Here is a 14,714-nt window from a genome sequence, read left to right on the forward strand (position 1 = left end):
CGCGGCTAATGTAGGTGGTTTGGGTACAAAGAAGTCCTTATACAAGGGCTATTTCGTGATGTGCTTAAGCAACACGTCGCGTATCAACTCGCGATCTTGGGCCGTGAAGCCGAGCAGCGATCGCGCGGGGTATTGGTATTCGACGCCTTTGGGTGAGACGCGATCGCGTAACCCGAACTGGTGGACGCGCGCTACGCGGGAAACGCGGCCGGCGAAGCCAACGGCGAGGCCCATCGCATCCGATTCGACTTTGAGATAGCGAGCCGTGCGCAGCTTCGCGAACATAGCGGCACGTTTGATGCGCCCTTTCTTTTCGCGCAGCTTGCCGCCCTTCCCTGTCCGCGGCTTGCGTGCAGCGAACGGGCTTTCGTCGGGGTTGCGCTGCGTGCCAATGCGCGTTTGCTGGCTGCGACGCAGCTCGCGGGCCACGTCGCGAGTGACAGCGCGCCGGCCAGCCGGCGCGAGCTGCGCCAGCAGACCGCCTGCCCACCTGTCGAGCGCCTGTAGATTGTTGTCCATCATCCAAGCCAGTGATCGGCCGCGTCGTCGACGTGCCTGATCGTGCGTTTGCCGCTTGCGTCGGTCGATACGACGACGCTTTCAGTGAGTTGCAGCTTGATCGACAGATCGACCGTTTGATTGTTGAGAATATCGGCTTCGAAAGTAATGCCGGATTCGCGCTGGTCGGCATTCGTGACAAGGTCAGGCTGATTGGCACGCGCCCATTCGACGATAGCGATAAAGACTTGATCGGCTTCACCGGCGAAGTCCATCACCAGCGCATTCACGGTGTACCGATATTCGAATGACGGCGTCCGCGTGCCGGTCGCGACGATATGGCCGGCGTCGATGAAAACGGTAAGGCGATCGGGGTCGGTCGCCAGCGATGGAATAGCGGCGACGAGCGCCGCGCGCAAGCTGGCCGGTTTAATCATGGTCGGCCGCCGGCGCCGTATGGTTCGTGCTTTGGGCCTGGCAATCGAAAATCATATCGACCTTGGCCGCGCAAGCCGCCCACGCGGCTTTAACCATGTGTAGCGCGTCATCGAGCGCGCCGTTAGTCGTCGGTGCCATCGCCGGCAGCGTGCAGCGCGTCACCGCCTGACACTCTTGCAAGGTAATCGGCGGCGCCGGTGAGAGCGGGGCTTGTGTGCATGCGGACAACGTCAGCAGGCAAAGCACCAGCAGCCCACGCGCGGAATTCTGCGTTTTCATTGTTGTAGTTCCTGATTTCGTCACGAATGCCGGCGAGCTTGACCTCGATGCTGTTGCGATCGGCATCGAGCTTGCGCTGTTGTTTTGCCTTGTCGGTCGCATCGTCTTGCAGGCGTCTGATAGTTTCGTCACGGCCGGTCAGATCGTCCTTGGCGCGTTTGGCGGTGTCCTGTGCGCCGGCCAGCTCGGCGCGCAGCTCGCGCACGTACAGCACGCCGGCGACGATCACCAGTAACGCGACGACCCAGGCGATGCACTTCGCGGCGATCGCCTTCATGCGGCCGCCTTGTCGGCGCCCGCGTACTTGAGCCAGGCCTGTGCGAGCTTCGCGTCGTACAGGTTGCGGGCGTAATCCGGGCCGTTGTAACCCTTGGCGAACGCCGCCCACTTCCTACCCTTCAGAGCTGAAAGCAGGCCCGTATCGGCCGCCACATAGCGCACGAACGCGTCGAGCTGGTCGCCTTCGCTGTTTTCCATGCGGGCGACGAAATCGTCGATGCTCGAATAGCCGAGTCGTTTCCAGTGATAGCCCATCACCTGAAACGCGCCCCAGCTCGCCGACTCATACGCGGCGCCGGCGTCGATCAGCTCGGCGGACGCAAGGCGCGTGTACTCGGCCGCTTTGCCGAGGTAGCCGCCGGCGGTCTGCGAAAGGATGTTCGGATACTTCGCCGCGATCGGCGCCGGATCAATGCCGCGCGCCTGTAGCTGCTTCCAGAATTTGTGGCGCTCGAACAGGATCGCCGGCCGGCCGTCGAGCAGAAATCCAGATCCACTTGATTCCACCTCATTGACGGCGCGCACGCATGCGAGTGGAACGCCGAGCTTGTCGGCCGCTGCGACGAGGTCAGCCAGCGACAGGTGTTTAGGGTCCCGCCGGCCGGTCGCGAGCGCGGCCAGCGTTTTCGGGCCGGCGACGCCATCATCGACAAGGCCGGTTTTCTTCTGTAGCGCGATCACCGCGGATTCGGTGGCGGCGTCGTACAGGTGCGTGACGTCGAGCGGATAGCCCGCGCGGATAAGGCGGCGTTGCAACAGGCCTACATCGTCGCCGTGGTCGCCAAAACGGTACGTCATCATGGTTCATTGCTCCAGAGCAGGCGCGCGACGTTGCCGCGCACGCCAAACACAAACAGAGCCAGCAGTACCGCCGAGCCAGCTTCGAAAATGCCGACAGATTTCGCGTGGAGCGCCAGCTCGATCGCCGAGCCGCCCATGACGACGACAAGCGCCCAGGCGATCCAAGAGACATGGCGCCGGTGCCGCGCGCCCTGCCTGCGATACGTCAGCACGCGCATGATTGCGGCGATGTAGGCCGCCAGAGCGATCAAGGCGATAGGGGCGAATTGGGATAACACGACGGCTTACCCTCCCTTCTTAAACATCGCGAACAGGTCTAGCGTCTTGACCCGGTCGATGAGTTGTAGCGTCACGGTGATAACCAGCGCGGCCGCGAAAAACGCCGCCACGCCGGTTGACTTGATCGGTGTCGCGTTGACGATCTCGGACGCGGCCAGATAGCCCATCACCAGCGAAATCAGCATGTAGGCGACGCGCTTCAAGGTGCCGATATCTTTCGACGTAACGACGACGAGCGCGGCGCCCGTGAAGGCGCCAATCAGCGCGTTGCCATCGATACCCGGCGCAAGGCTCGCGAGGCCGATCGCGGCCGACAGTGCGAGAGTGGTGGTGCTCGGTTCGGCCATGTCGGCTCCTGAGTCCGTGTGGATCAATCAGTCAAATAGTTGCAGGAGGGGCGTCGATGTATCGACGCTCGCCAGCTCGGGAAGAAAAACAGGGGTGCCGATCGGCAGAAAGACGCCGTAGTCAGCGAGGCCGGCATTGGCTTCCAGAACCGCCTCAACGGTGCTATCGGTGCGGCCGTAGTGGCGCCAGCAAAGGGAATCGACCGTGTCGCCCTGTTGTGCAATCACGATCATCAGATCAGCTCAATCGTTGAGCGCGACAGGCCGCGCATGTCGCTCAGTGCCCAGCGAACGTTACGGCGCGCATCGCATATCGTCGTTTCGAGGTCTTCGGCCTTCTGCCCGCCTGATTTCGTCGAATCGAAATCGCGGTACCGCTCGGTTAGGTCCGCGTGTGCGTAGTTGAAAACGGCGCGGCGATAGCGCGCGAGCTGCACACTTTCACCACCGATGTTCGGCGCCGGTACGGTGGCCAGATCGGCATAGCCGGCCGCGACATGGCCGGCTTGCCATGTGCCCAGCTCCGCATTAACGCTGGCGATCGCATCGATCGTCGCGTCGCGCAAGCGCTCATGCGTCGCGGTGCCGTCGAGCCGCATCGAGGCGCGCAAGGCGTTCATGTCGATGTCGGGAAACCAGCCATCATTTGGGACGATCGCGGCATTGGCCGGCGAGCCAGGTGTCTGGGGCGTGGTCGGTTCGGCGGTCGCGAGGAAGCTACTCATGGGACATGGCTCAGAGAATGATGGCGGTGGGCCGGCGTCGGAAACGCGTTTCCGTCAGGTGTTGCGTTTCGTCAGCCGGCGCCGCCATGCCGGTGGGGGCTCTTTACTTGCGGCCAGCTTTGGTGCCGGCCGCATCGCTCAGCTCGGTTTCGAGCCGGGCAATGTCCTGTTTCACGCCGGCGCGTTCGTCGAGCTGCAACGCGCGGCGTAGGTGGTCGAGGGCAGCAGCCCTATCAGAATCCTGTAGAGCTTTACCAAGCGCCTTATGCAGCTTGGCGCGTACCTGGTCGTGCATGTCGGCCGACTCGGTCAGCTTCATTACTTCGGCGAGCTGGTCCGCGTCGAACGTTTCGCCGAGCTTGAACGCCGTCAGTGCCGTCTGCGCGAATTCTTCGGCGATCGCGGTCGCGAGCGGCCGGTCGTACTGGTCGGGCAGCGTCATGCGGTGCGCGAGTGCATACCGGGCGATATCGAGCGCGCCAGCGAAGTCTCCCGCGTCGACGCGCCAGATCATCACGGTCGTAAGAACATCGTCCTGAGCGCCCCGCCCGCCGCTCAATGCGCCCGCGACATAGTCGACGTACTCGGGCAGCAGCTCGGCGCGCTTCACGTCGATCTTGCGTTCGATCGAATGGATCGCTTTCAGGCGCCGGCGATCGGTCGCCAGCTTCGCAAGCATCAGCTCGTATGCGCTCGCGCCGGCGAGGGATTCGCCAGGCGCGGCCGAGGCCGCCGCCAGTTCGGCCGAGACGCGCTCGTAATGGCGTTGGGCGGGGCTTCTCATCATGCGGCCTTCGGCAAGAGTTCGATGTTTTCGGCCATAGCGCCGCAGCCGAAATCTTCGACGACATACGCATCGTTGCTCGATTCGTAGTTCTCGATTCGGTCGCGCTTCGAGTTATCGACGATGTTGCGCCGGCGGCCGCCGTCCTGCGTGTAGATCGACAGATTGTCGAAACGCGTAATCAGCAGCGCATGAGGCGGGAAGGACGGCACGCTAACCGCCGGCAGGCCGCCGATGCGCTTCTGGCTCACGATCACGTCAGCCGCGAGGGTTTCAGTCGGTGCCTGCGTCGTATTGATGATCGGGAAATACTTGTCATGCATGAGGCCACGCCCGCAGATAACAAAGAGCCCGGTGTCGTCCTGATGCCACGGATCGACCATGCTCGCGAGAATGTCGAAAACCAGCGCATCGAGGTTTTCGTAATCGCCGCCCTTGCCTACCTGCACCTTGCCAGCCGCTTTCGTACCTTCGTGCAACACGCGCGCCGCGGCTTCGTCACGATACTTCTGCAACCAGCCCTTATTGACGTCCTGCAGCAGCGGGTTCTTCGTGCGATCGGACGTTGCCGCGCGCGAGGTGCCATTGAAGCCGATCGCGATGCGGTCGAGCGCCTGACGCTTCACGATCGCGTCACGCAATTTCGCCTGAAAGTCGGGGAACTTGGCCCACGCGTCGAGCTTCGCATACGTGATATGCGAATCGAAATTCGTTTGCGTGCAGATGTACCCTTTCGCATCGAGGTCGCTAACGTCAGTCGTTTCGCGATCCTGTTTCGTGGTGTCGGTCGTGCCGGCGATCGGCGAGCCGATGCCGAGGCCGAGCTTTTCGCCTTGCTGTTCCGTCACGCCAATCATGTTGACGCGTTTCAGAAAGTCGCTCGACTCCTGAATGCGGGTCTCGAGCTTTTGCTGCACGCTGGGCGAGACTGCAAATTTCAGTGTGGCGTCTTGTACGCCGTTCAATTGTGCGATCGCTTCTACATACTTATTGAAAGCAATCCGTGTTTCATTGCGCATTTAAAGGTTCTCCGGGATCAGTGAGGGGGACGATTGCGGGTCAGCAGTCGGTGACAACAGCAGCGGGGGCGCCGGTTGCTGGCGGCCGTGTTGGCGTGTTGCGAGTTGTCGAAAGCTGCGTGTGCAGTTCGTCGAATGCCTTGCGGTCGGCTTCGCGCAGATCGGTCAGATCCGCGACTGTCTTCGTGAGCGTGGCGACGGCTTGAGCCTGTTCCTTGCTGTGCGTTGCGAGCGCTTCGACGGCCTGCCCTACGTCAGCGAATCGCGTTTCGTCGTTCGCGTCTTTCTTTTTCGACATGCCGAGCAGTTCGGCGACGCGGGAGAACAGCGCGCCGATGCCCGGCGTCGGGGCGGTTTCATCCAGCTCGATCGTTGCCAACTCGGCCGCCGTGAAAACGTTCGTCGGCGAAAGCTTGCGACTTGCGAACGGTGAGGCCGCCGGGTTTTGAGCTGCGAAAGAAAGAATCTGCGTGCCGAGGCTCGCGGGGCTATCGGTCACGGCGAGGCCGACCAGATACGCCTGATTCGTGTCTGCGAAAGACGGGTCGATTTCGCACGACGTGTAAATTTTCTGCTTTGCTTTCGTCAGTGCGACAAGGTCGGTCGTCGGGGCGATTTGTGCATACAGGCCGAGCTTTCCGGCGAGCGGGCCGGTTTCGTCGCGGGTTTCCAGTGCGATCACGTCGCCGTATGCCTTGAATGGGCTGTCAGGAATGATGCCGCGGTAGTGTTCGAGGTTCAGCCGTGCGCCGTACACATCGGGGTTGTAGTTCTTCGCCATCTGCACGATCGACGCGCGATCGATACTCCGGCCGTCACTCGTTGCACCTTCCACGGCAATGCGAAAAAACTTGGTTGCCGCATGCTTGACCGACTCAGCGGCGCCAGTTGCTGCGAGCGAGCCGATTGCAAGCGCGCTGGCGCCGAGGTGGCCGCCGATGAAATCGGAATGGTTCAGAACGCTACTCACGGCGAGCGTTGCCGCGTGTGCGTCCATCGTGAAAGCGAACGCGATCGCCGCAACGGCGAACGACATTAGCGACAACTTGCGAGATTGCATTTGTTAGGTCTCCAACAGGGTCGAAAAGGTTGGTTAAGCGTGAGTCCATATCTTGCGTTTGCGAACGACGCGACTCAACGTTTTGCGTTTGTTTTCGGTTTGGATACAAACACTTAAGCGTGCTTGCGCGCGCGCGTCGCGAGAAACTTGGGGCCATGCTAGAAACTGCCGAAATAGCCCCTGTCCTTGAATCGAATGCCGACCCCCGCCGTATAGCCCGCGCGCTTTACTGGCAGGGTTGGCGCGTCACGTCGATCGCACGCCACCTGGAAATCAAGCGCGCGACGGTCGAAGCGTGGAAACAGCGCGACGAATGGGATAAGGCGACGCCGATCGCGCGCATCGAGTCATCGTTAGAAACGCGGCTTGCGGTGTTGATTGCCAAGCCGGAGAAAGACGGCCGCGACTTCAAGGAAGTCGATTTGCTCATGCGTCAGGTCGAACGCATGGCACGTGTCTACAAGTACGGCGAGACAGGCAGGGAGAGCGATCTAAACCCAGCCATTGAGGTGCGCAACACGGCGCCGCGCAAGGCCAAGGCAGTACGTAACGAATTCAGCGACCAGCAGCGCGACAGGATTGTCGAGGCGTTCCGCGATTCGCTGTTCGATTATCAGAAGGTCTGGTATCGCCAGCGCGATCAGCGCACGCGAAACATCCTGAAATCGCGGCAGATTGGGGCGACGTGGTACTTCGCCCGCGAGGCGCTGATTGATGCGTTAGAGACCGGCCGGAATCAGATTTTTCTATCAGCCAGCAAAGCACAGGCGCACGTGTTCCGGCAGTACATGTGTCAATTTGCACGCGAGGCCGCGGACGTTGACCTGTCCGGTGAGCCGATCCTGTTGCCGAACGAGGCAATGCTCTACTTTCTCGGCACGAACGCCCGCACCGCGCAGAGCTATCACGGCAATTTCTATTTCGATGAGTATTTTTGGGTCGGCGGCTTTCGCAAGCTGAACAAGGTTGCATCGGGCATGGCGATGCATAGCAAGTGGAGAAAAACCTATTTCTCCACGCCGTCGAGCATGCAGCATGAAGCCTATTCCTTCTGGACCGGCGACCATTTCAACCGGGGCCGCGCCAAGGTCGACCATCTGCACCTTGACGTAACGCACAAGGCGCTCGCACGCGGCCGGCTTTGCGAGGACCGGCAGTGGCGCCAGATCGTGACGGTCGAAGACGCCGTGGCCGGCGGTTGCAATCTGTTCGACCTCGCCGAGCTGGGGCTTGAATACAGCCCCGAGGAGTATCTAAACCTGTTGATGTGTCACTTCATTGATGACACGGCATCGATTTTCCCGCTCGCTGACTTGCAACGCTGCATGGTGGATTCGTGGGAGCTATGGGAAGACTTCAAGCCACTGGCGCCCCGCCCTTTCGGTCACAGGCCCGTATGGGTCGGCTACGACCCTGCGTTATCCGGCGACTCAGCCGGCCTGGTCGTGGTGGCGCCGCCGGTCGTGCCGGGGGGCAAATTTCGCGTGTTGCACAAAGAGCAATGGCGCGGCATGGACTTCGAAGCCCAGGCGGATGCAATCAGGCGCATCACAAAGGATTTCAACGTTGAATACATGGCGATCGATACGACCGGCATCGGCCAGGGCGTGTACCAGCTCGTTCGCCAGTTCTACCCGAACGCCGTCGCGCTCAACTACTCGCCAGAGGTTAAGGGCCGGCTCGTTCTCAAAGGATTGTCGGTGATTGGTAAGGGCAGACTCGAATTTGATGCCGGGTGGACCGATCTCGCGCAATCGTTCATGGCTATCCGCAAGACCATGACCGCGAGCGGAAGACAAGTCACCTATGAGGCGAGCCGCAGCGAGGAAACCGGGCACGCCGATCTTGCATGGGCATGCCTGCATGCGCTCGGCAATGAGCCGCTAGAGGGCGTTACCGCCAACAACACTGGTTTTATGGAGTTTTCAAATTGAGCAAGCGCAAACACAATCGATACACCGCAGCGACGCCGGCGCCAGCCGCAACGCCACCACGCGCCGAGGCCTTCACGTTTGGCGACGCCATGCCCGTTATGGATCGTGCCGAGATTCTTGATTACGTCGAGAGCTGGTCGGCCGGTGACTGGTTCGAGCCGCCGGTGTCGTTTGCCGGTTTGGCGAAGTCGTTCCGCGCCGGCGTGCATCACAGCTCCGCGATTTACTTCAAGCGTAATGTGCTGTCGTCCACGTTCGTCCCGCACAAATTGCTCACGCGCGAGGAATTCGACAAGTGGGCGCTTGATTTCATGGTGTTCGGCAATGCCTACCTTGAAAAGCAAAAGAGCCGCCTCGGTGGGACGCTCGCGCTGAAACGCGCACCATCGAAATACATGCGCCGCGCGTCCGATTTGCAGCGTTTCTTTCAGGTCAACGGCATACAGGAAAAGCACGAATTTGCGGCCGATACCGTTCATCACCTGATGGAACCGGATATCAATCAGGAAGTGTATGGCCTGCCCGAATATCTCGGCGCTCTGCATGCGGCATGGTTGAACGAGTCGGCGACGCTGTTTCGCCGGCGCTACTATGAAAACGGATCGCATGCCGGGTTCATTCTGTACATGACAGACGCAGCTCAGAAACAGGAAGACGTCGACGCGTTGCGCGAAGCATTGAAAAACAGCAAAGGGCCGGGGAATTTCCGCAACCTGTTCATGTACGCGCCGGCCGGAAAAAAGGAAGGGATTCAGCTAATTCCGGTGTCCGAGGTCACGGCCAAAGACGAGTTTTTTAACATCAAGAATGTGACGCGCGACGACTTGCTCGCCGCGCATCGCGTACCGCCGCAGCTTATCGGCGTCGTGCCGAGCAATACGGGCGGGTTTGGGGCCGCAGACACGGCGGCCGAGGTATTCGGTGCGAACGAAATCGAACCACTACAGCGCCGCTTTACGCAGCTCAACGAGTGGATCGGAGATGAGGTCGTGCGCTTCAATCCCTACACCATCAAGCGCCCACTCTCCACGGCTTGATTAGCCCTTGTCCATACGCCCACTTGCTCTGCGTTTGGACATGTTACACGCCGACGAGCAGCTTATCGCGGCGTAGACTAATCCGAGTCACCCGCCTGCTCTGACGCGGTATTTTGTGTCTTGACTTTCACCCCAGCGGCCATCGCCCCGTACACGTTGCGCTCAGCGTAGATGCTGGCCAACTTTGGCTGGTCGAGCCCCGCAAGTTCCTGAATGTCAGAAGCGTTCGACAAGATCTCAATTAGCCGTTCCTTCGGGATATTTCGGTAACTCTCAAGGAAGAAGTCATAGAGTTCCAGGGGCGTTTCTGCCTTGGTGTGCCGCTGACCAACTTCGCCAAAGAAGGTGTCAGGATGCTGTCGCCACGCCGACATCTCATGATCCGAAAGTGGCAAAGTGCACAAAACGCTTTTGCCTGAATCCAGTTGGAGGCCGCACCAAGCCCATTTCTTCGCTTCTACTACGACCGCACAGGTCAGCTCTCCTGAGGCATCATTGCCTTCCTCGTCTTTGACGAGGTAGCGTCGGCCAATCATGAGGCGAGGCGCTGTCTCGCCGTATGCGAACTCAGGAATCTCCCCATCGAACGTGCTCGGTATTTTGCTGTGATCCTGGATCGACTTCATCAGCTCATGAAGCTCAATGTGCCGCTCTCTGGCATCTATTGCGTCGCGTAGACTTGGCGCCGGCACGTTGGCCTTGAAATCAGGAATCTGAAACCCGTCAACATCCAAGCAACAACGAAAGGATGTCGAGTCTAGGTGATGGTGCCAAGGTGTATTCGTAACGATCACATAGGCTGCTGGTAGCGGCTTACCATTGATCAAGTTTCCCTCAAGCCCCCTTAGTTTTCGAATCGCGACATTCATCATTGGCGGCCCGTTTTGCGTGCCGCCATCGTCTGGCATGTTTGCGTCAATGAAGACGATCCGGGGATGGTCAGCTTTCTTTTGCATAGCATTGATGAATAGCCGCCCCAACCGCGGCCTAGCGCCCGCGCGATGTTTTGCTTCCACCGAGAATTTCTTACCGCTCCTTTTGAACCTCGCCGTGAATTCGCAATGGGTGGTGGTCCGATCATCCTCATTCTCAAATTCAATCTCAAAACCAGCACGAATTAACGTGGCAGCAACGAAAACTTCATAACGTGCACCTTCGAAGTTATCGATATTTTTGAGGCGAGCGATCAGTTTCGCCTGAAGTTCTGCGTTGTGAGCCAAGGCGTAAAGATCGTAGGCGAGAAATAGATACGCAGCATCTGCCCCAGTCATCGGGCCAGAGCCCACCTTTCCGGGTTCCTTAACATAGCGCCTCTGATTTGCGCAGGCGAGCTGATACCAGTTGCTGACTGGATGGCGAATCATCGGGGACTTCGCCAACTCTGCTGCTCCCCAATCCGCGCCTAACACACTCGCAATGTACGCAACCAGAAAGTCATGAAATGTCTTCCATTTGTCCGAATACATTAGCTTGTCTTTTACGGCGACAAAGCGATACCCATTTTCAGTCTGCGCCGAGATGATTGGACGTCCCAGACCCTGCTGGCGCGCACGCTGTACTTCGACTGCTTGGGCCTGTTTGACGATTTTTTGTATCTGCGTTCGCTGACTTTCTTGATATGCCGGAGAACCGTGACAGTGCTTAAACTTCCTGCCGCCTCCACAGGGGCATGGATCATTCCGACCAATCTTGGCCATGGCGTTCGGTCACCCTTCTTTTCGATCGTCTTCAATCGGATCCGCCAGCCGTTTCAACGGGTGGCCGACTGTGTAATAGTCGTAGTAAAAGTCGCTTCCATTGCTTATTGCGAGCAACATCCGGTTCATCATGACCCGCAGGACTTTGTTCTCTCGGATCAAACGAATTCCTTGGTCGGCGTGCGTGCTACCGCCATGTGCAGCACGGTTCCGGTTCGCCCAAACAGATCGTTCAAGGGCGTCGAGCTTCAGCCCTAGCGTGTCAAAAAGTCGATCGGCAACAACTCCTTGAGGGGCAAAGTTCATATTTTGTGCCCGCTTGATAAGAAGCTCTTTCTGCATCGCAGTCGTATCAGACTTTGTGATGCAAGCGGCGACTTCTTTGTAAAGACGTTTCCACGCAATCTCATCCGCTACGATCCTGCGCTGCGCCTCAGAGCCTGTGGCATCAAAAACTGCCTTCTGTAAGGACTCGATAGCCGCGCCGAAATGTGCAGCTGCCATGTGCACCGGAGCAGCGAGAGCGTGCCAGTAGCTCCAAAACACGCTCTGCAGTCTATAGGCGTCGTAATGCCGATATAGCGACGAGACCATTCTCCCTAGCATGTCTGGCGATATCTCATGCAGATATCTCTGACCGAGTGGCGCCGGTTGAACGCCCGTCAGGCTCGCCGCCTCCTCAACCAGCGCGTGCCCGCTTCGCGCGGTGAACGTTACAGGCGTCCACTCGTCGTCAAAGGAAGTCTCGCCAAGGTAGACCAGGAAATTTCCGAGCGAAAACGACAAACAGTCTCTTATCTTTCTTCGTAGATCCTCGTCAGGTGCCCCTTTGTACAAAATAAAACCGGGCTTCGAAATGTGTTCCAGCTTTGCCTTTGAGACGCCGATGAATATCTCAAGCCCCTCAACAAATAGATGCACGCAGCTGCGGCTAAATTCATCCGAGTTGACGGGAACCGAAAAGACGACTTCGCCCATTGGGCTATGAAGTGTTCTGCGCTTCTCCCCCGATCGCGAAAGGCCATCAGAGTGCGGCCATACGAAAGGCCCAGACATGTTCTCGACCCATTCTATGGTGTAACGAACCTCGCCCAAATCTTTTCGCTGCCATTGCAACGACTGAATCGAAGATGTTTCGGTTGTGGCGCTCGCTTCGGAGGCCCTCCCTGTAAATTTGGTGTAGCTGAGTGGGATAACTCCGGTTGCGGTCGCTTGTGCCCCAAAACGGCCTGCTAGTTTCACCTCTTCCGTCGCGATATATACAACGCCAGCTTTCGTAGGCTTTGCACTGGACGTGCTGTCAGCGGCGGAGGTCGTTGCCAGCATCAAGTCAAGCGCCTTGTTCCGCGTCAAGGCGAATCCCGTCACGGGTCCGCGTAGAGGTCCATGATCAGTCACGGCGTAATGATCGGCCATGACCTCTGTAGCAAAAAACTCCCAATCCCAAGAATCCATATCGCCCCGCACCTCGTTTTATTGACTGTTGGTTCCGAGATTAATCGACGAAGATTGTATGCCCAACTATTCACTGTGGCATGTTTTGCGGCGCCATAGCGGGCCGGAGGGACGCGGCGAGGAGGCAGCCGCAACTCGGCTGTAAGGACCATGGGTGGCCTTGGGCATTTCGATATCGCAGTCCCCCTCCCCGCCTGCCCTCCGCTACAGTGGCTGGTTCTGATGCAGTAGGCCGCCGGTTGGTGCAGCACCTGTCTGTGCGGGGTTTAGGACGATTTCGGGGCCGGCCGAGTGATGCATTTTGATGCGTGCAGAGGGCGATTCTGTCGGTTGCAGGGCCGGCTTCGAATGCTTCTCACCGCCTCCAAAGGTTCTAGCGGCAAGTGCCGGTTCGGAGGCGCCCGGCCCCGCAACTCCTCTGCGACGGCTGCTGCCAAGGTTTTCTGTCAGTTCCTTGGATTCATAGACAACCGACGAACCATATACTCCGCAGCCTTGCGCGAAAGTTCGCCGAGCATTTCCTCCGTTATGATCTCTCCTGTATGCGGCAAAAGCACATCGTCAACTATCTTTGACAGATTCTGTTCATCTGCACGCCTGTAGTACCGTGCAAGAATGCGAGAAAATCTGGCGCTATAGCCTGGCCACACCGATTCGTCCGGGAGCTTACTGCCGGAATCAAATGCTGGAATGCTTTCTATTTCGAAATCTGGATTTCTAATCTCCGCCGGGTCGCCCTCCCGAAACGGGTCGACTACGTATCCATAGCAAAATTCAGGTCCAGTGTAATTTTCAGCCAAGCGAATCAGATATCCAATTTCTCCATAAAAATGAATATAACCATCAACGAAGCCATTTTTTGAATAAACCCCGACAAATTGATCAAAATCACCAATGCGAGGCAAGGCCACTTCGTCAGAAGTTTTCAGCCAGCGAATAAAATTGGTGCATTCACCTGTTCCGTTGAGGATGAACTCTCTCGCCCGATCAAAGATAGAGAGGAGCGCAGTATCAGCATCGCAAGCGCCGAGAAGGTTAAAGGTGGCTTTCATTGCCCCTCTAAAAAATTCATCCCCGCCCAGGCCGCTTCTTAGATTCAAGTGTTCATCTACATAACCGGTTTGGGCAACGGCGTGCTGCCTTAGCTGCTCGACGTCAATGCTTGCATCCGGGAACATTTCCTTGAGCTTGGCAACCGCCCACCCAAGCTGCTTCATATTACCGAGAACCACCTGGGCTTGATGAGTTCCGTCCGGAAGCGGAGTAGTTTTGATAACCGGCTCAGCAATACTTGGGGCGCCACCGGGGGCTACTGTGAATTTTGTCCCTGAGCTGCCCGAGACATTCTTCAGCGGTGGTCCCGCTTCTCCCCGTCCCCCGCGGGTTCCCAAGAGATTTCGAATCTCCTTCAAGCCATCCGCTAAAGCAACATCGATACTAGAGCCAAATTGATGTTGAGCCGCGTTGGATGAGATTTGCGAAGACGTCCATCGAGCGCTGAGGAAGTTCTGAAGAATATGTTCGCCGTCTGCTACTTCGAATTGTTGTTTTGTGTAAATGCATCGATTCATATTTTAATCTCAAGGCGTGGGTCGTCTATATGTCCCGTTTGTCTTAAAAACGAGCTCTGCAAAGCTGTCGAGCAATACAGCCACGGAGCCGGTCATCCGGGATTTACCCCGGGCGTTGTTCCCCGTGGAGGCCTAGACTTGATTCTCCTTGGCCTCCCTACCAATGGCAGATATAAAGCTGCTAGGCATCTCACATACCCGCAGCTTTGTCGTAACCACGTGAGAAGCGGCGCACGGCGTCAAGCCGCCCGGCTCTCGCGGCCGGCCTCTAGCAATTTATTCATCAATTTTTTCGAGCGTCGCGGCATCAAATACGTCTTCGACCTTTTTCTTGCCATCGAACCAAATGCACAGCACACCGTCTTGTGGTCCAGTTCCCATTCCCGAATAGTCGCCGACATTTGAAACGGTCATCGCCGGACCGCCACTCTTGACTTGCACCACGTCGCCTTTCGAAAAGCCTGCCATCTTGAATCCCCTTGGTCAAAAAGTAAGAATGGTTGCAAAAATT

General features: G+C 58.1%; 18 protein-coding genes. 2 read left to right on the plus strand and 16 right to left on the minus strand.

Annotated features, from left to right (window positions below; translation table 11 throughout):
• Positions 1–48: 48 nt before the first annotated feature.
• The 12 genes from ACUN0E_RS13685 to ACUN0E_RS13740 form a co-directional block, all read right to left on the minus strand.
• The gene (locus tag ACUN0E_RS13685; RefSeq protein WP_445566923.1) at positions 49–519 is read right to left on the minus strand and encodes a phage virion morphogenesis protein; all 471 of its coding nucleotides are present in this window, start codon (positions 517–519) and stop codon (positions 49–51) included.
• A complete protein-coding gene (locus tag ACUN0E_RS13690) occupies positions 519–935 on the minus strand; it encodes a phage tail protein (protein ID WP_445566924.1) in 417 nt (138 codons plus the stop codon). Before ACUN0E_RS13690 ends, ACUN0E_RS13685 begins: the two co-directional genes overlap by 1 nt.
• Positions 928–1,164 (minus strand): Rz1-like lysis system protein LysC, encoded by a 237-nt coding sequence (lysC, locus tag ACUN0E_RS13695; RefSeq protein WP_445566925.1) that lies wholly within the window; start codon positions 1,162–1,164, stop codon positions 928–930. The genes ACUN0E_RS13690 and lysC overlap by 8 nt, the downstream gene beginning before the upstream one ends.
• Positions 1,058–1,492 carry an Rz-like lysis system protein LysB gene (lysB, locus tag ACUN0E_RS13700; protein WP_445566926.1) on the minus strand — a complete coding sequence of 145 codons (435 nt, stop codon included), beginning with the start codon at positions 1,490–1,492 and terminating at the stop codon, positions 1,058–1,060. The genes lysC and lysB overlap by 107 nt, the downstream gene beginning before the upstream one ends.
• The gene (locus tag ACUN0E_RS13705) at positions 1,489–2,295 is read right to left on the minus strand and encodes an N-acetylmuramidase domain-containing protein (protein WP_445566927.1); all 807 of its coding nucleotides are present in this window, start codon (positions 2,293–2,295) and stop codon (positions 1,489–1,491) included. Before ACUN0E_RS13705 ends, lysB begins: the two co-directional genes overlap by 4 nt.
• Positions 2,292–2,573 carry a phage holin family protein gene (locus ACUN0E_RS13710; RefSeq protein WP_445566928.1) on the minus strand — a complete coding sequence of 94 codons (282 nt, stop codon included), beginning with the start codon at positions 2,571–2,573 and terminating at the stop codon, positions 2,292–2,294. Before ACUN0E_RS13710 ends, ACUN0E_RS13705 begins: the two co-directional genes overlap by 4 nt.
• A gap of 6 nt (positions 2,574–2,579) precedes the next feature.
• Positions 2,580–2,921, minus strand: a complete 342-nt coding sequence (locus ACUN0E_RS13715) for a putative holin (protein WP_445566929.1) — start codon at positions 2,919–2,921, stop codon at positions 2,580–2,582.
• A 27-nt stretch (positions 2,922–2,948) separates the two neighbouring features.
• Positions 2,949–3,155: a tail protein X gene (locus ACUN0E_RS13720; protein WP_408267442.1), complete on the minus strand. Its 207-nt coding sequence runs from the start codon at positions 3,153–3,155 to the stop codon at positions 2,949–2,951.
• Positions 3,155–3,646 carry a head completion/stabilization protein gene (locus ACUN0E_RS13725; RefSeq protein ID WP_445566930.1) on the minus strand — a complete coding sequence of 164 codons (492 nt, stop codon included), beginning with the start codon at positions 3,644–3,646 and terminating at the stop codon, positions 3,155–3,157. The genes ACUN0E_RS13720 and ACUN0E_RS13725 overlap by 1 nt, the downstream gene beginning before the upstream one ends.
• Before the next feature lie 103 nt (positions 3,647–3,749).
• Entirely contained in the window at positions 3,750–4,430 is a 681-nt protein-coding gene (gene gpM / locus ACUN0E_RS13730; RefSeq protein WP_445570434.1) for a phage terminase small subunit, read from the minus strand.
• Positions 4,430–5,449, minus strand: a complete 1,020-nt coding sequence (locus tag ACUN0E_RS13735) for a phage major capsid protein, P2 family (RefSeq protein WP_445566931.1) — start codon at positions 5,447–5,449, stop codon at positions 4,430–4,432. Before ACUN0E_RS13735 ends, gpM begins: the two co-directional genes overlap by 1 nt.
• A 40-nt stretch (positions 5,450–5,489) precedes the next feature.
• Positions 5,490–6,509 (minus strand): GPO family capsid scaffolding protein, encoded by a 1,020-nt coding sequence (locus ACUN0E_RS13740; RefSeq protein ID WP_445566932.1) that lies wholly within the window; start codon positions 6,507–6,509, stop codon positions 5,490–5,492.
• 155 nt (positions 6,510–6,664) lie between these two features.
• Here ACUN0E_RS13740 and ACUN0E_RS13745 point away from each other — a divergent pair, with 155 nt between their 5' ends.
• A complete protein-coding gene (locus ACUN0E_RS13745) occupies positions 6,665–8,443 on the plus strand; it encodes a terminase ATPase subunit family protein (RefSeq protein WP_445566933.1) in 1,779 nt (592 codons plus the stop codon).
• Positions 8,440–9,480: a phage portal protein gene (locus ACUN0E_RS13750; protein ID WP_445566934.1), complete on the plus strand. Its 1,041-nt coding sequence runs from the start codon at positions 8,440–8,442 to the stop codon at positions 9,478–9,480. Before ACUN0E_RS13745 ends, ACUN0E_RS13750 begins: the two co-directional genes overlap by 4 nt.
• Positions 9,481–9,557: 77 nt before the next feature.
• Here the strand turns inward: ACUN0E_RS13750 and ACUN0E_RS13755 are convergent, their stop codons facing one another.
• The 4 genes from ACUN0E_RS13755 to ACUN0E_RS13770 form a co-directional block, all read right to left on the minus strand.
• Positions 9,558–11,177: a YecA family protein gene (locus ACUN0E_RS13755; RefSeq protein WP_445566935.1), complete on the minus strand. Its 1,620-nt coding sequence runs from the start codon at positions 11,175–11,177 to the stop codon at positions 9,558–9,560.
• 9 nt (positions 11,178–11,186) lie between these two features.
• Positions 11,187–12,632 carry a hypothetical protein gene (locus tag ACUN0E_RS13760; protein ID WP_445566936.1) on the minus strand — a complete coding sequence of 482 codons (1,446 nt, stop codon included), beginning with the start codon at positions 12,630–12,632 and terminating at the stop codon, positions 11,187–11,189.
• A gap of 446 nt (positions 12,633–13,078) precedes the next feature.
• Complete coding sequence (locus tag ACUN0E_RS13765) at positions 13,079–14,203, minus strand: hypothetical protein (protein WP_445566937.1); 1,125 nt, start codon at positions 14,201–14,203, stop codon at positions 13,079–13,081.
• A gap of 276 nt (positions 14,204–14,479) precedes the next feature.
• Complete coding sequence (locus ACUN0E_RS13770; RefSeq protein WP_445566938.1) at positions 14,480–14,671, minus strand: YodC family protein; 192 nt, start codon at positions 14,669–14,671, stop codon at positions 14,480–14,482.
• Positions 14,672–14,714: the final 43 nt, after the last annotated feature.

It is taken from the genome of Paraburkholderia sp. D1E, from assembly GCF_052682275.1.